Origin of the sequence: Paraburkholderia sp. SIMBA_030 (genome assembly GCF_046535245.1) — a bacterium.
In the GTDB taxonomy this organism is placed as follows: domain Bacteria; phylum Pseudomonadota; class Gammaproteobacteria; order Burkholderiales; family Burkholderiaceae; genus Paraburkholderia.
The window spans coordinates 232891-249082 of the sequence record NZ_JAWRXB010000005.1 but is presented as its reverse complement, the minus strand read 5'-3'; the positions used below and the strand labels follow the sequence as shown (position 1 = coordinate 249082).

At 61.2% G+C, this 16192-nt stretch carries 17 protein-coding genes; 15 read left to right on the top strand and 2 right to left on the bottom strand.

Features of this window, described 5'->3' with window-relative positions; translation table 11 throughout:
* Positions 1-36: 36 nt before the first annotated feature.
* Positions 37-1143: an acyltransferase family protein gene (locus SB772_RS10595; RefSeq protein WP_410833206.1), complete on the bottom strand. Its 1107-nt coding sequence runs from the start codon at positions 1141-1143 to the stop codon at positions 37-39.
* A 179-nt stretch (positions 1144-1322) separates the two neighbouring features.
* On the opposite strand from SB772_RS10595, the gene SB772_RS10590 reads away from it, so the two are divergent.
* Positions 1323-2846 (top strand): hypothetical protein, encoded by a 1524-nt coding sequence (locus tag SB772_RS10590; protein ID WP_410833205.1) that lies wholly within the window; start codon positions 1323-1325, stop codon positions 2844-2846.
* Here SB772_RS10590 and SB772_RS10585 read toward each other — a convergent pair.
* The gene (locus tag SB772_RS10585) at positions 2836-4107 is read right to left on the bottom strand and encodes a hypothetical protein (RefSeq protein WP_410833204.1); all 1272 of its coding nucleotides are present in this window, start codon (positions 4105-4107) and stop codon (positions 2836-2838) included. The genes SB772_RS10590 and SB772_RS10585 overlap by 11 nt on opposite strands.
* Before the next feature lie 238 nt (positions 4108-4345).
* On the opposite strand from SB772_RS10585, the gene SB772_RS10580 reads away from it, so the two are divergent.
* The 14 genes from SB772_RS10580 to SB772_RS10515 all read left to right on the top strand — a co-directional run bounded on the left by SB772_RS10580 (position 4346) and on the right by SB772_RS10515 (position 16049).
* Positions 4346-4672 carry a hypothetical protein gene (locus SB772_RS10580; protein ID WP_410833203.1) on the top strand — a complete coding sequence of 109 codons (327 nt, stop codon included), beginning with the start codon at positions 4346-4348 and terminating at the stop codon, positions 4670-4672.
* Positions 4669-5151, top strand: coding sequence for a glycoside hydrolase family 108 protein (locus SB772_RS10575; protein WP_410833202.1), 483 nt, complete (start codon positions 4669-4671; stop codon positions 5149-5151). Before SB772_RS10580 ends, SB772_RS10575 begins: the two co-directional genes overlap by 4 nt.
* Before the next feature lies 1 nt (position 5152).
* Positions 5153-5734, top strand: coding sequence for a hypothetical protein (locus SB772_RS10570; RefSeq protein WP_410833201.1), 582 nt, complete (start codon positions 5153-5155; stop codon positions 5732-5734).
* Between the two features lie 5 nt (positions 5735-5739).
* Positions 5740-6045, top strand: coding sequence for a hypothetical protein (locus tag SB772_RS10565; protein ID WP_410833200.1), 306 nt, complete (start codon positions 5740-5742; stop codon positions 6043-6045).
* A 162-nt stretch (positions 6046-6207) separates the two neighbouring features.
* On the top strand, positions 6208-7218 hold the full coding sequence (mltG, locus tag SB772_RS10560; RefSeq protein ID WP_410833199.1) for an endolytic transglycosylase MltG: 1011 nt from the start codon (positions 6208-6210) through the stop codon (positions 7216-7218).
* The gene (tmk, locus tag SB772_RS10555; protein WP_410833379.1) at positions 7218-7838 is read left to right on the top strand and encodes a dTMP kinase; all 621 of its coding nucleotides are present in this window, start codon (positions 7218-7220) and stop codon (positions 7836-7838) included. Before mltG ends, tmk begins: the two co-directional genes overlap by 1 nt.
* Positions 7839-7933: 95 nt before the next feature.
* Entirely contained in the window at positions 7934-8977 is a 1044-nt protein-coding gene (locus tag SB772_RS10550) for a DNA polymerase III subunit delta' (protein WP_410833198.1), read from the top strand.
* 82 nt (positions 8978-9059) lie between these two features.
* Positions 9060-9575 carry a GNAT family N-acetyltransferase gene (locus SB772_RS10545; protein ID WP_410833197.1) on the top strand — a complete coding sequence of 172 codons (516 nt, stop codon included), beginning with the start codon at positions 9060-9062 and terminating at the stop codon, positions 9573-9575.
* A gap of 34 nt (positions 9576-9609) precedes the next feature.
* Positions 9610-10401, top strand: a complete 792-nt coding sequence (locus SB772_RS10540) for a TatD family hydrolase (protein ID WP_410833196.1) — start codon at positions 9610-9612, stop codon at positions 10399-10401.
* 52 nt (positions 10402-10453) lie between these two features.
* Entirely contained in the window at positions 10454-11194 is a 741-nt protein-coding gene (locus SB772_RS10535; protein WP_410833195.1) for an ankyrin repeat domain-containing protein, read from the top strand.
* A 226-nt stretch (positions 11195-11420) separates the two neighbouring features.
* Positions 11421-11777, top strand: coding sequence for a Rap1a/Tai family immunity protein (locus SB772_RS10530; protein WP_410833194.1), 357 nt, complete (start codon positions 11421-11423; stop codon positions 11775-11777).
* A 114-nt stretch (positions 11778-11891) separates the two neighbouring features.
* Complete coding sequence (locus SB772_RS10525) at positions 11892-13115, top strand: mechanosensitive ion channel family protein (protein WP_410833193.1); 1224 nt, start codon at positions 11892-11894, stop codon at positions 13113-13115.
* Between the two features lie 287 nt (positions 13116-13402).
* The gene (gene otsA, locus SB772_RS10520; protein WP_410833192.1) at positions 13403-14815 is read left to right on the top strand and encodes an alpha,alpha-trehalose-phosphate synthase (UDP-forming); all 1413 of its coding nucleotides are present in this window, start codon (positions 13403-13405) and stop codon (positions 14813-14815) included.
* A gap of 67 nt (positions 14816-14882) precedes the next feature.
* Positions 14883-16049, top strand: a complete 1167-nt coding sequence (locus SB772_RS10515) for an AAA family ATPase (RefSeq protein ID WP_410833191.1) — start codon at positions 14883-14885, stop codon at positions 16047-16049.
* The last annotated feature ends 143 nt before the right edge of the window (positions 16050-16192 follow it).

Below are 16192 nucleotides of genomic sequence, written 5' to 3'. Positions count from 1 at the left end.
TTCAGCGGCTCAGCGGGCGAGTCGCTGGAGACTGCGCTAGGTGGTGCTGGGCTGCGTTTCCTGTGGCGTGGCCGGGGTTGTCATTCTCGCACGGCGTGAGATCCATCCCTTTGTGAGAGCGCGTCGAATTGCGGGTGAGTAGCTACGATCGAGCAGGATCGCCAGGGCCGAAATGACGAGGATAAACGGCAAGCCTGTCATGGCGACCTGCTCGGGTTTCAACCCAAGCACCCACAAACCGAAGGTGTTGAGCATTCCGCCAAGCGGCGCGTGTAGGACATAGATCCCATACGACGCGAGGCCGCCTGCCGCGCACGCCTTCCTAAACCAGCCTTGCGGTTCGAAACGTGTCGCCGCGAACACGACTGCCGGGAAGATCACGGTGACGGACACGATCACATACAGGGCGTCGAAGCGTCGGGGAACGTCGAGGGCGAGCGTGCCGACGACGACCGCAATAATCAGGAGCGCGGCGGCGTTGCTTACCGTGCGCGTGGTAGGCGCGCCGCGGTGAATCAGCACGCCGATCAGGAAAGAGAAGATGACCCGAACCGGCCCGACAGGAAGTCTCTGCCAGGTAAAACCGGCGTTGAGTGTTCTCCAACTCGTCACGAACACGATCATCAGCCACGTCACGCTGACAACAAGCAGGATCGTGCGCTTTGATAGCCGGGGCAGGAACCGCGCGTAGAGGTAGTTGGCAATCAGCTCGTTCATCAATGACCACGCTGGGCGGTCGAAAGGATACAAGTCGATGTTCACGAATGCTGGCAGCATGAAGGCGGCCGGTGCAAGTGCTAACGCGATCGACTTCGGGACGGTGATGGCAGTGCAGGCCACATAGAAATCGTCGAGGAATGCCGATGCTACTCCGGCAATGATTCCGAGGATATAAAGCGGGTAGAGGCGCAGCACTCTGGCTCGCATGAATGACCGGGTGTTCGTGTGGCCGCTCAGCAGCCTGTCCTCGTAGCTGCGTGCGAGCACGAAGCCGCTCATCACAAAGAACAGGTCGACCGCCAGAAACGCGTGCCTAAATCCGGCGATGGCGAACAGGTATGGCAAGTGCCCCGTGACGACGAAGAGTGCGGCAATCCCCCGGATGCCATCTAGCGTGGCATACCTGTTTTCGTTAGTTTGCAAGTGCGATCCCCGGTAGGGCGACGGTTGATAAATCGATCACGTCGCCAAATTTGGTCCAGCGCGTTTCCGAATTTTGGATGCCGTCGCTCGCGTGGGCACAAAGCGCAAAAGCACCCAAAGATTAAATCGTTTCATACCAGGCGCACCCGCATCCGCCAAAAGATTGAAGGATTCGGACGATGTGGGATCTGCTCCAACCCCACACAACCGCCTTGGGCGGTGTTCTCGTTTACGGACCTGAAATGACCGTTGAACAAGTACATGAAATCAAGGACACACTGAGGAGCGAACAGCCGATCCATCTTCGCGAGTGCTTACCCTTCATGTTGGCGGATCGATGCTTCAGAAAATCGGTACACTCCATCCAATTAAGGCGAGAGGAATATATGCGAAGCTTGGTTAGACGGATCTGGGGCAAAGGTATTCGGACAATTCTCGACGTGGCAAAATATGACAAGAGTGCGATGGTGAGAATGAAATCTTTAAAGTCCTCTATAGTCCTCGCGACTTGCCTGATTTCTGGCGCTCACGCTGCAACGCCAGCCGAATTTTCTCATGCGACTGCTTTAGCCCAAGCGCCGGGCGATGTTACCCCGCTCCAATATGGAGCCAAGGCCGACGGGGTAACGGACGACGCGGTCGCATTGAACAGAATGTACGCGGCGGCCAGGGCTTCCCACGCGGCTGTCTTTTTACGTGGTCGAAAGTACAAGGTAACTGGGCAAATCGACGCCCGTGGCGTATCTAGCGTCGGTGAGGGCGCGTCGCTCATCTTTGCCATGAACAGTGCTGCAAGCCCAAACGCCTTCACTTGGGGTGGCAATGACACCTTTGTCACCGAAGTCGTGTTTGACCTTTCAAATAGCGGTCCCTCGACGATGCAGGGCATATATAACGGTGAGAGCGGCGCGTCTAACCAACGCTTCTACCGAAACCGAGTTGTATGCGAAACCGCTGATGGATCGGGGAGAAAGGCCAACATTTATGGAGCATGGTTTGCTGGCACCGACCTGACAGGCCTTTATGTGGAGGGAAATCAGTTCGAGCGATGCAGCTATGGCGTGCAGCTCAATAATCAGCAAGGGATCGATGGAAATGTAAGGACAGCCCCTCTTGGGAAGCCATCTCAGCACATCCACATCTTCAATAACACGCTTATTGATTCAACGATCGGCATAAACACGCCCCATTTGATGGTTTCGGACGTTGTCATCGATGGCAACACTATCGAACCGAAAGCCTACTTGCTGGACTTGCCACTAAACATTGCCCACGCATCGAAGGTCACCGTCTTTGGCAACACGGTCACGTCCAATGCAAACAGCTCGAACGGTACTCTACATATCGAAGACGCGAGCGGATCCGTCGCGGTCATTGGAAATAGTGTGACTGTGGAGGGGCTTAACAATGGGATCGAGGTATTAGTGCATCCAGGCGCAAGTAAAGATATTGCCCCGGCAACCCGTGTCGTGGTTAGCGGCAACCACATTGAAGGCGCTGGGAGTGCCAGCGGTACGGTGGGAATTCTTTTGCCCGACCGCGGCACGGTGGACGCAACGATAGCAAATAACTACGTTGCCAAATTCTCGGAATGTATCACCTCGGTTGGGCCTTCAAATATATCCTCTAACACAGTGGCTTCATGCCTCGTGCCGATTAACGCCACGAAGAGTGCCGTGTCCAGCAACGTTGTCAGGAATTAGGCTGGACTAAGCCTATGGATGCAGATGTCGGTGCAGAGCGGCGCCGCGTAGCCATGGCCACCGCCGGTACCGCGACCATCGAAAGGATATAACTCATTCCAGCGCCTGCGATGGGCTGAGACAGCAATGCCGTGATGAAGATCGGGAAACAGACAATTACCTTGGGGTTAATCAGCTTGCCCCCCGGCCGGATTCCTGAAAGGATTACACATTGAATTGCAAATCCAATAATTCCAATGGATGCAATGGCAGCCAATAGACAAATACCGCTGTTTTGCATGGAGTGTAGATTATAGACTCCGGCGCCGACAGGATCTGTTGTGATCGCGGCGATTCCATGCCAAATTGCATCAGATCTATCTGAAACGGATGTGCTATGGCTATCTGATTTATCGGTAAGGCCAACGCCCGGCGTGAAAATAAGAGACAAAACAGCAGCAATTCCGGCTATGCTGACGACGATAAAAGTCTTGATGCCGACCCTTCTCCTGGTCATATATACCAGGCCGCCAGTGAGAGGTAAGAGTAAGAGCCCAATTGTCGAATAAGACAATATGGAGCCTGCGATAAGGCCCGCCGTCCTCCAGCGCGAACGGCGGGTAAGCCTCTCGTACGCCAGAAAGAAAATAGAAACAGCTTGGTATATTCCGGCTTCGCGGAAAAAATTGCTGTATCGGTTCAGATCGACATCCCCGGTCGAATAGATTCCATATAACATGGACATTGGGAAATAAACGGCACCTGTCACGGCTTCACCGGCAGCGGGGTCGGTGGCTCCGTATCCTTTCACTGTTATAGGGAACAAATATAGCGCGTCAGTGCCTACGAATAGTGCCAACGCAAATGTTACTGCCGCGGACAAGCCGAGTAATGCTAGTATGGTTGAAAAGGCTCGAAAAAACCTAATGTTTGCTTCTCTTTCGATAAGAAATACGCCATAGCAAATTACAACAATAATGCTCGACAGTAACTCCTTTGCGAGCAATATTTGATCGGAGTCGCCTATTATTCCGATAGGAGCCTCGTATAGCCAGTATAAAATCAGAGCGCTAATTATGAACAGTATGTCCCGTCGATCTGAGCTGTTGATACTACGTACGGAGCGCATGCGAGAGAGGAGGTAGCCTCCAAGGATGAGCGGGCTGAGCACCATCGCCACCCAAACGTACTCCTGCCCAAGAGCTGCTGGCCGCATCAGGAACGTGTTAAGGACGAAAGCCCACGCGGCGATAGATATGTACAGCCCTCGAAATTTTCTCATTTGCCCCGCGTATCCTGTTGTGCTGTAGTTCGATGGCGTTGCACGGAGTCTATTTCCCCGGCATTTTTTTGCGTCAAGACGCTCCATCGGAAAAATGGCGGAAAGTGACAGAAGGTCAGGGACGATCGCTTGTCCGGACACTCATGCGGTGTTTCCAACTGGTCGTATTTTGTTTTTTTTGCTGCGCTGATTGATGACAAAACATTGATCTAATCGGACATCCTTCCGACTGACTATCTTGACAACCGTCGATTCCGTCGGCGCGCTGCCCGTGGCAGTGCTTGCTCCCGTCGCATCACACAGCCACCTCCGGGTGGCTTTTTTACGCCATCGTTACATCACACACCGCCTCCGGGCGGTTTTTTCGTTTCTACAAGGAGCCATACAAATGCCCGTCGAAGGTATGTCGCAGGAAGAGGTTAAGAAGGCGCTCAAAGAAGGGCTGACCGAGTGGCTCGACAAACAATTCGCAACGCTTGGGAAGTGGACGCTCGGCGGCATCGCGTCGCTTGGGCTTGCCGCGCTGGCGTACGCGTTTTTTCAAACAAAGGGGTTCGGCCGATGAGCAGCTTTGATGACGCGTTCGATGTCCTAATCGGCAACGAGGGCGGCTACTCGAACAAGCCGGCCGACCCGGGCGGTGAAACGATGTGGGGAGTCACGCAACGCGTTGCCCGAGCTTATGGGTACGCCGGTGCGATGCGTGACCTTCCGCGCGACACCGCGAAGGCGATCGCGAAAAAACTCTACTGGGACCCACTGCGGCTCGACGAGCTCGACGCGCGCGTGGCGTTCCAGATCTTCGACGCGAACTACAACGGCGGCCACCCAGTGATCTGGATGCAGGGCGCCGCCGGCGCGAAGGTCGACGGTTTGATCGGCCCGTCGACGATTGCCGCGGTGCAGGCCGTCGACCCGCTGCGCTTCGTCCTGCGCTGGAACGCGCTTCGCCTGAACTACTTCACATCGCTAAAGACCTGGCTGGATTTCGGCAAGGGCTGGGCGCGCCGTATTGCCAACAACCTCATGAAAGGAGCTTCCTGATATGCCACTGATCCCTATCGCAATGGCGCTCGCGCAGTTCGCGCCTATGATCGCCGGCTGGCTCGGCGGCGCAAAAGCTGAAGACGTAGCGAAGCATGTCGTCGGCATTGCCCAAACAGTCACCGGGCAGTCTGCGCCCGACGCTGCGCTCGCCGCGATTCAGGCCGATCCGAACCTGTCGATGCAGTTCCAGAAGGCGGTGCTCGATCAGCAGGAGCATATTGCGCAGATCGCCGCCGACGTCACGAAAGCTGAACTGGCTGCCGATACCGCAGACACACTGGCCGTGAACCAAACCATGCAGGCCGAGGCGAAGGCGGACCATTGGCCGACGTATAGCTGGCGGCCGTTTGTCGGGTTCTGTTTTGGGATTCTCGCCGTGATGGCCGGCCTGACGGTCGGCGCCGCCTATCTCGGCGTGATGTTCTTCAAGGTCGAGCCGCTGGTGCTGAGTTATCTTCCGGGCATGCTCGGCTCGGAGGCGGCCGTCATGGGCACGATGGCGCCGGTGCTCGGCATTGCCAGCTACTTCCGCGGAAAGATGCAGGCAAACCCGATGATTCCGACCGATAACCGGGGCTGACCATCATGGCTATATTCGTCTTTCCGTGTTTGTTCGCCGCGGTGGTCGCGCTGTCGCTCGACTGGCTCCAGACGCTCCGGATCGCCCGCAACCCGGCACAGTGGTCCGAGGTCAATGTGATCCTCGGGCCGCATCCGGGCGTCGCACGCGTGTGCTGGTATTTCGGGGCGTGGGAGGTGGTCGTGGCGCTGCTGACGTGGCTGCTCTGGTGGTATGCGCTGCCGTGGTTGGCGCTTGGCGTGTGCGCAGCGATCGCGGCCTTCGAGGCGGTTGTGGTCGCGCGGAATTACCGGCTAGGGTTGAAGGCCTGATCTAGCCTGACCCGGGTGTGACCAAATTGCGCCCACATCTATACAATACGAGGCGAAAAGGGCTGAAAGGCTACAAACTGGCACTGTCTCAAGGCTGACCGGCGCGAGACATTTGCGTTATAAATCAATTGCTTGCTGTTTAAACCTCAATCGTTCCTTGTCGTGTCCCTCCTGAAGAAATGTCTCGTCGCCGGCTCAATCGTCGTTGGGCTGGCCGCCGCCGCCATCGCCGGCGGATATCACTGGGCCAACAGCCCGCTCGATTTGACCCCCGCGCAACTCGATGTCACCGTCAAACCGCATAGCAGCCTGCGCAGCGTCACGACGCAACTCAACCGCGGCGGCGTGCCGGTCGAGCCGGAACTGTTCGTCATGATGACGCGGCTGCTCGGGCTGCAAAGCGAGCTGAAATCCGGCAACTACGAGTTCAAGACGGGCGTGACGCCCTATGAAGTGTTGCAAAAAATCGCCCGCGGCGACGTCAACGAATACGTCGCGACGATCATCGAAGGCTGGACTTTCAAGCGCATGCGCGCCGAACTGGACGCCAATCCGGCCCTCAAGCACGACACGGCCGGCATGAGCGACGCCGATCTGATGAACGCGATCGGCGCGCCGGAGGCGTCGATCGGTAACGGCGAGGGGCTGTTTTTTCCGGACACATATCTGTTCGACAAGAACACCAGCGATCTCGACGTGTACCGCCGCGCCTATCGCCTGATGCGCCTGCGTCTGGACGAAGCATGGGCCGCGCGCGCGGCCAACCTGCCGTACAAGACGCCGTACGATGCGTTGACGATGGCGTCGATCATCGAAAAGGAAACCGGCAAGCAGTTGGACCGGCCGTTGGTCGCGGCGGTGTTCGCGAACCGTCTGCGGGTAGGCATGCCGCTGCAAACCGATCCGACCGTGATCTACGGGATGGGCGAGAGCTACACCGGCCGCATCAGGAAGAAGGACCTGCAGACCGACACTCCCTACAATACCTACACCCGGATGGGGCTGCCGCCTACGCCCATCTCGCTGCCCGGTGTCGCGTCGCTGCAAGCGGCGCTGAACCCGGCGCAAACCACCGCGCTGTACTTCGTATCGCGCGGCGACGGCAGCAGTATCTTTTCTGACACCCTCGGCGATCACAACAAGGCCGTGGACAAATACATTCGAGGGCAATGATGGCGCGCGGCAAATTCATCACGTTTGAGGGCATCGACGGTGCCGGCAAGACCACCCATCTTGCCTGGTTTCGCGAGCGTCTCGAACAGAAAGTCGCGGCGAGCGGACGCTCGGTCGTCATGACGCGCGAACCGGGCGGCACGCCGCTCGGCGAGCAGATCCGCGAAATCGTGCTGCATCAGAAGATGGACCTCGAAACCGAGGCCTTGTTGATGTTCGCGCTGCGCCGCCAGCATCTGGCCGATGTGATCGAGCCGGCCCTGGCGCGCGGCGACTGGGTGCTGTCCGACCGGTTCACCGACGCGACCTTCGCCTATCAGGGCGGCGGCCGCGGTCTGCCGCGCGACAAGCTCGAAACACTGGAGCGGTGGGTGCAGGGCGGCTTTCAGCCGGATCTGACGGTGCTGTTCGATCTGCCGCCCGAGATCGCCAACGAACGGCGCAGCGCGGCGCGCGACCCGGATCGCTTCGAGAGCGAATCGGTGGCGTTCTTCAACCGTACTCGCGCCGAATATCTGCGCCGCGCGGCAGAGGCGCCGTACCGGTTCGCTATCATTGACTCTTCGCAGAGTATCGCGCGAATTCAGAAGCAGCTTGAAGAGTTGATTGCAAGTCTTTGATTTTTAATTAATATAGTTCTTCATTATAACGGCGACCGTGATTCGCGCAATATCTCACCAAGCGCCGTCAACCGATTGAATTAAAAAGAGAAACGATGATTTATCCGTGGCAAGCCGATGACTGGAATCGCCTGCAACAGTTGCGCGGTCACTGGCCGCACGCCTTGTTGCTGCATGGGCAGGCTGGCATCGGCAAGCTGCGCTTTGCCCAGCATCTGGCACAGGGTCTCTTATGCGAGGCGCAGCAGGCCAATGGCGAGCCGTGCGGCGCCTGTGTGGCATGCAACTGGTTCACGCAGGGCAATCATCCGGACTATCGGATCGTCGTGCCCGAAGCGCTGGCTGCCGAAGCGGGCCTCGCAAGCAATGCCGACGAAAAAGCCGACAAGGCCGACGCCGACGAAGGCAAGAAAACCCGCGCGCCCAGCAAGGAAATCAAGATCGAGCAGATCCGTGGCTTGCTCGATTTCGTCGGGGTCGGCTCGCATCGCGGCGGCGCGCGCGTGGTCGTGCTGTATCCGGCCGAAGGGCTGAACGTCGCGGCGGCCAATGCGCTCCTGAAAACGCTGGAAGAACCGCCGGCGGGCGTCGTGTTCCTGATGGTGTCGGCGCGCATCGACCGCTTGCTGCCGACCATCATCAGCCGCTGCCGCCAATGGCCGATGACCACGCCCGCCCAGGACGTGGCGACCCGGTGGCTGGCCGCGCAGGGCGTGGCCGAAGCCCCCGCGTTGCTGGCCGAAGCCGGCGGCGCGCCGCTCACCGCGCTCGCGCTTGCAAGTGACGAGAACCGCGCGCTGCGCGACTGGACCCTGAAGCAACTGGCCGCCGGCCCGGATTGCGATGCCTTCGCCTGCGGCGAGACGCTGCAGAAGCTGCCGGTGCCGCTGGTGCTCGGCTGGCTGCAACGCTGGATGTACGACTTGCTGGCACAGCGCACGGCCGGCGCGCCGCGCTATTTTCCGCAGGCATCGGCGGCGTTGACGCGCTGCGCGTCGCAAGCCGACGCCAGCGCGTTCGCGCGTTTCATGCGGACCGTGACGCGCCAGCGCGCCGTGGAGAACCATCCGCTGAACGCGCGGCTGGTGTTCGAGGAACTGTTTATCGGCTATCGCGAGCTGTTCGCGTCAGCCTGTTGATTTTTGCCGCCCGGCCCTGGTGGCGCGCCGCGCCGCCTGGCCGGTCCGGGTTTCACCTTCCATCTCAAGTTCACATAGCGCCATGAGTCTTTCTTACCGCGATGCCACGCTCAACGATCTGCCCGCGATCGTCGCCATCTACAACTCGACCGTGCCGTCGCGGCAAGTCACCGCCGACCTGGAACCGGTCAGCGTCGAAAGCCGGGTGGCCTGGTTTCACGCGCACGGTCCGCAAAAGCGCCCGCTGTGGGTGGTGGAAGACCCGCAAAACGGCAGCGTGATCGCCTGGCTGAGCTTTTCGGACTTCTACGGCCGCCCGGCCTATCAGCGCAGCGCCGAAGTCAGCATCTATCTCGACGAACGCGCACGCGGCAAGGGCTTGGGCAAGCAGTTGCTGGCAGCCTCGCTCGCGGCGGCGCCGGCGCTCGGCATCGATACGGTGCTCGGCTTTATCTTCGGCCACAATGAAGCGAGCCTGCGCCTGTTCCGCGGCTTCGGTTTCGACACGTGGGGGCTGCTCCCGCGCGTCGCGGTGCTGGACGGCATGGAGCGCGATCTGGTGATTCTCGGCAAGCGGCTCGGCACGGCCGCCGCCTGATTCACCCCGATCTATTTATCAGCAGGACATCACCATGTTTGTCGACTCGCACTGTCATATCAACTTCGAAGGACTCGCCGAGCGCCTGCCGCAGGTGCTGGAGAACATGCGCAGCCATTCGGTCACGCATGCGCTGTGCGTGTCGGTGGATCTCGAAACGCTGCCGTCCGTGCTGGAGATCGCCAGTCAGTACGAGAACGTGTATGCGTCGGTCGGCGTGCATCCGGATCACGAGGATATGCGCGAGCCGAGCCTCGCCGAACTGATCGAACTCGCCGGGCACCCGAAGGTGGTCGCGATCGGCGAGACGGGGCTTGACTACTACCGTCTGGAAGGCCGCACGATCGCCGGGATGGAATGGCAGCGCGAGCGCTTTCGCACCCATATCCGCGCGGCGCACGCCACGCAAAAGCCGCTGATCATCCACACGCGGGCCTCGGCGGAAGACACGCTGCGCATCATGGCCGAGGAGCGCGCGAGCGAGCCGGGCGGTGTGATGCATTGCTTCACGGAGCCATGGGCGGTCGCCGAACAGGCGCTGGCGCAGAATTTTTACATTTCGCTGTCGGGCATCGTTACGTTCAGGAGCGCGACCGACGTGCAGGACGTCGCGCGCCGCGTGCCGCTCGAGCGGCTCCTGATCGAAACCGACTCGCCGTACCTCGCGCCGGTGCCGTATCGCGGCAAGCCCAATGAACCTGCGTACGTCAGTTATGTCGGACGGTTCATCGCGCAACAACGCGAGATGCCGGATACGGCGCTGGCCGCCGCGACCACGCGAAACTTCTTTCGGCTCTTCAAGATCCCCGCGCCGGCCGGCGTGTGATTTATAAAATTTAAAGATATCAATAGGATAGGGAAGTTTCCTAAAGCAAAATATGAGAACTAATACGACTTCGATTGCAGCGTTTGAACAGACTTCGGCGGCGCAAAACGCCTACGGTCCGGCGCGCCGCGGCGTGTCCCGCGCCGTGCTCGCCGCCGCGCTGGCTTGCGCCGCGCTGGGTTCGGTGATCGCCTCGCCGGCTCAGGCGGCGCCGATCGACTCGCTGATCAAGTCGGTCAAGTTCGACGACGTCGACGGCGTCAACAAGCTGCTTGCCAAGGGCATGGACCCGAACAGCGTCGACAACCAGGGCATCCCGCTGCTGGTGCTGGCCGCGCGTGAGAAGTCGGACAAGGTCGGCGCCGCGCTGATCGCCAATCCGAAGACCGACATCGAGATCCTCGACAAGGCCGGCGAAAACGCGATGATGATGGCGGCGCTCAACGGCGACATCGACTTCGTCAAGCTGCTGATCGCGAAAGACGCCGAGGTCAACAAGAAAGGCTGGGCGCCGCTGCACTATGCGGCCGCGAACGGCCACGACGACATCGTCAAGCTGCTGCTCGGCCATTCGGCCTATATCGACGCCGGTTCGCCGAACGGCACCACGCCGCTGATGATGGCCGCACGCGGCGGCCATGTGTCGACCGTCAAGCTGTTGCTCGACAACGGCGCGGACCTGACTGTGAAGAACCAGATCGGCCTGACCGCGCTCGATTTCGCGAAGACCTATAAGGAACCGGACGTGGTCGAAGGGCTGACCGCGCGCCTGCAGCAAATGCAGAAGAAATAAAGCGCGCGGAAAAACCGGAGCACTGGCCGCCGGATCACCGGACCGCGCAAGTTTGCCTGAAGATAGTGCGGTCCGGCGGTCCGGCGATCCGGCGATCCGGCGATCCGGCTGCCGGCACGCCTGCCGCTTCGCAAAACAGTGCAGAATAACGGCTTTGGCGCGCCCCATGGCGCGCCGTTTCGATGCGGCACGAGACCGCCTGATAAACGACCCTGGAAGGAACACCATGCTGCGGGCTTTGATTTTCGCCAGCGCGCTTGCCGTACCGCTATCGGCAGCAGCGTTTACGGGAGGCGACCTCAACAAGCTGTGCACGAAGACAGATGTGGCGTCGCGCAGTGCGTGTGCCGCGTATATCGAAGGCGCCGCGGACGGCATCTTCAACACGATCGACGCGATCGGCGGCACCACCGGGCCGCGCGTCGGCCAGTACTTCTGCTTGCCGCAAGACGCACGCACGGCGCAGTTGACCGACGCGGTGCGCAAATACATCGCGGAAAACCCGATCGTCGCGGGCTATAACGCCAGTACGGCGATCTCGTTAGGGCTCGGCAAGGCGTTTCCTTGCAAGAGCGGCAATTGATTTTGCTTTGAATCACGGCTGACGCTTGCGTGCTCGCAGCGGGCACGTCTGGCGGTTCGGCCGGCTGGATCGGTATTGTTTCAAGCCGGCTCGATGCCCAGGAAAACGCCCTTCATGCCCACTTTCGACGAATTGAGCCGTATCGCGGAAGCGCCGCTGCATACGTGGCCCGGCGCCTTGTTCGTCTCGGCGATCGCGGTGCTGCTGGCCGTCGGCGTCCATCGAATCGGCGCGCGCATCGTCACGCGGCTCGCACGGCCGTATCCGCTCACCAGCGTCGTGCTGCGCTACATCGACAAACCGTCGCTGTTCGTCCTCGTGATCCTCGTGCTGGAAGCCGTCTGGTGGGAGGCGCCAGACACGCTCATGTTCATCACGCCGCTGCGCGACGCCGCCGCGATGGCGCTGATCGGCGCGCTCACGTGGCTGTCGGTGCGCTCGGCGGCGGCGATCGGCGAGGCGATCATCCAGGCCCATCCGCTCGATACCGCCGACAACCTGCAGGCGCGCCGCATCCATACGCAAGCGCGGGTGCTGGCGCGCTCGGTGATGCTGGTGATCATGATCGTCGGCGTGGGCGGCGCGCTGATGACGTTTCCGAGCGTGCGGCAGATCGGCGCCAGTTTGCTGGCGTCCGCGGGTGTCGCCGGCCTGGTCGCCGGGATTGCGGCGCGGCCGGTGCTCGGCAATCTGATCGCGGGCTTGCAGATCGCGCTCTCGCAACCGATCCGGCTCGACGACGTCGTGGTGATCCAGGGCGAGTGGGGGCGTATCGAGGAAATCACCGGCACGTATGTGTCGGTGCGTTTGTGGGATCAGCGGCGGCTGATCGTGCCGCTGCAATGGTTCATCGAGAACCCGTTCTCGAACTGGACGCGCAGCAGTTCGCAGATCATCGGCACGGTGTTTCTGTACGTCGATTACCGGATGCCGCTCGCGCCGCTGCGCGAGGAGCTGGCACGCATCGTCGAGGGCGCACTCGAGTGGGATCGCCGCGTGCAGGTGCTGCAAGTCACCGACGGCACGGAACGCTCGATGCAACTGCGCGCGCTGGTCAGTTCGCTCGATTCCGGCCTGAACTGGGACTTGCGCTGCCGGGTCCGCGAGGGGCTGCTCGACTTCATTCAGAAGCACTATCCGCAGTACTTGCCGAGGGCGCGTGCCGACGTATCGGCCGAGATGGAAACCGGCAAAGGCGAGCCGCTCGGCTGGGTGCCGCGCGGCATGCAGACGCCCGCCGGCAGTACCGTGGCGCACACGGAAGCCGATCCGGTAGCAAGCCGCGCCGGCCATTCGCAGACGAGGGGTCCGCAGTACCAGCCCAAGGAAAAGGCATAGCTGGAGACGCTCGCGTGCGGCTGCTTGCCGGGGTGCCACTGCGCTGTCGGCGCGTGTGCCACCGCATGTCTCGGGCGATGTGCCAACGCGTGTGCCAAATGAGTGCAACCGATCGGGCACCCAGGTGGTCGAATAGTCCATCCAATCCACGAATCTGGCGCGGCTTCGCTTGCCTGGCCGGCTTTACGTCACCCAACGTGTTGTGGTGGCTGAAGCGCCTGAAACGAAGCACCCGAAAGCCTCGAAGCGCACCTGCCGCGCCGCGCGAACCAGGGAGGACAACCAGCATGGGCCGACTGATCGTCGTGTCGAATCGTGTTGCAACGCCGACGGAAACCAAAGGATCGGCGGGCGGCCTTGCGGTCGGCGTGTTCGGCGCGCTGAAGGACGCGGGGGGCGTGTGGTTCGGCTGGAGCGGCGACGTGGTGAGCGAAACCGTCGCCAATGCCGGTCCGAATCTGGAGCAGGACGGCGCGGTGACGTTTGCGACCGTCGGCCTCACGCGCAAGGACTACGACCAGTACTATCGCGGCTTTTCGAACGCGACGCTGTGGCCGGTGTTCCACTACCGCAACGATCTCGCGCGCTACGAGCGCGACGAGTATGCGGGCTACCGCCGCGTGAACGCGTGGCTCGCGCACAAGCTGATCAAGCTGCTCGAACCCGACGATGTGATCTGGGTCCACGACTACCATCTGATCCCGTTCGCCGAAGCGCTGCGCGCTGAAGGCATCACGAACCGGATCGGTTTCTTCCTGCACATTCCGTTTCCCGCGCCGCAGATTCTGCTCAACATTCCGCCGCACGAAGAGCTGGTGAAGTCGCTGTCGTGCTACGACCTGCTGGGCTTCCAGACGTCGACCGATCAACTCGCCTTTCATGACTACGTGACGCGCCATGCGCGCGGCACCCTGAGCGGGGACGGTCACGTCGAGGCATTCGGCCGCAAGCTGCGCACCGGCGTCTATCGGATTGGCGTGTTTCCGGACGAAATTGCCGAACAGGCGAAACGCTATGAAAGCCGTCAGCACGTGCTTGACCTGAAACAGAGTCTGGAGGGGCGCAAGCTGATCATGAGCGTCGACCGGCTCGATTATTCGAAGGGACTGGTCGAACGGTTTCGTGCATTCGAGCAGCTGCTGGAACGCTCGCCCGAATGGCGCGGCAACGTCACGCTGGTGCAGATCGCGCCGCCGACCCGGTCGGACGTCGCCACCTATCAGAAGATCCGTCAGGATCTGGAATACGAAGCGGGGCGCATCAACGGCCGTTACTCGGGCCTCGACTACACGCCGATCCGCTATCTGAATCAGCAGTACGACCGCTGGAAGCTGATGTCGCTGTTTCGCGAGTCGCAGATCGGCTTTGTCACGCCGTTGCACGACGGGATGAACCTGGTCGCCAAAGAGTATGTCGCCGCGCAGAATCCGGACGATCCGGGCGTGCTGGTGCTATCGATTTTCGCCGGCGCGGCGGCGGAGCTGAGCGGCGCGCTGCTGGTCAATCCGCATGACGCGATCGGCATGTGCGAGGCCTTGCAGCGCGCCTTGCAGATGCCGCTCGATGCGCGCCAGCGGCGTCACGAGATCAATATGGCGGCGCTGCGCAAGAACGATCTCGGCGTGTGGCGCGATACGTTCCTGAACGATCTGCGCGGCGTGCCGGTGCAACAACCGGGTAAGGGAGGCGGGCATCACTGATGGTGCGTATGAACGAGGTTGCGTTACCGGGCGTGCCGCGGCGCGCGCTTGACCCATGGGCGGCGGCATGTTGACCACTTTAGCTATCGCGGGATACCGGTCGCTGCGCGAGTTGATCGTGCCGCTCGGCCGCCTGAATGTGATTACGGGCGCGAACGGCAGCGGCAAATCGAGCGTGTATCGCGCGCTGCGGCTGCTGGCTGAGACCGCGCGCGGCGGCGTGATTACGTCGCTGGCGCGCGAGGGTGGCCTGCAATCGACTTTATGGGCCGGGCCCGAACGTTTTTCGCGCGCGATGCTGACTGGCGAATTCGCGGTGGAAGGCACGCGCCGCAAGGAACCGGTGAGTTTGCGGCTCGGTTTTTCCGGCGATGAATTCGGCTATGCGATCGATCTGGGCTTGCCGCCACTCGATGGGGCCACGCGGTTCCCGCTCGATCCCACGATCAAGCGCGAGTGCATCTGGAGCGGTCCCGTGTTGCGGCCGTCGGCGCTGCTGGTCGACCGGCGCGGTCCGGCGATTCATACGCGCGATGACGAACGCGACTGGCTGACCATTGCGCAGCCCGTCGCGAGCTTCGACAGCATGATGACGGAGTTCTCCGACCCGCGTACCGCGCCGGAGATGATCACGGTGCGCGAGCAGATCCGCTCGTGGCGTTTCTACGACCATTTCCGCACGGATGCCGAAGCAGCGGTGCGCTTGCCGCAGATCGGCACGCACACCCCGGTGCTGTCCAATGACGGCGCGGACCTCGCGGCCGCCTTGCAAACCATTCGCGAGATCGGCGATCCGGCCGCGCTGGATGCGGCCATCGACGACGCTTTCCCGGGTTCGCGTCTCGACATCGCCACCCAGGACGGCCGCTTCGAAGTGACGATGCAGCAGCACGGCCTGCTGCGGCCGCTGAAGGGCGCCGAGCTGTCGGACGGCACCTTGCGGTATCTGCTGCTGGTCGCGGCGCTGTTGACGCCGCGTCCGCCCGCGCTGCTGGTGCTCAATGAACCGGAGACGAGTCTGCATCCGGATCTGCTGCCGGCGCTCGCGCGCCTGATCGCGCGGGCTAGTGCGCATTCCCAGGTGCTGGTGGTATCGCATGCGGCGCGGTTGATCGCGGCGCTCGAACGGGAGGACGGGAGTCAGTCGATCGTGCTCGAAAAACACTTCGGCGCCACGCGTATCGCGGATGCGGACGATCGCGACCTGCCGGCGTGGAAGTGGCCGGCACGATAACGGGCATGACGCGCATAAAAGGCGCGGCGCCGGATGTAAGTGAATGTAACAGCGCCGAGGAATTGAAAGGCCAAGGGCTTTTCGTTCCATCCTGGTGAATAATGTTCCGATGCGGAAGGTGCAGGTGGACGCGCGGCGTCCGT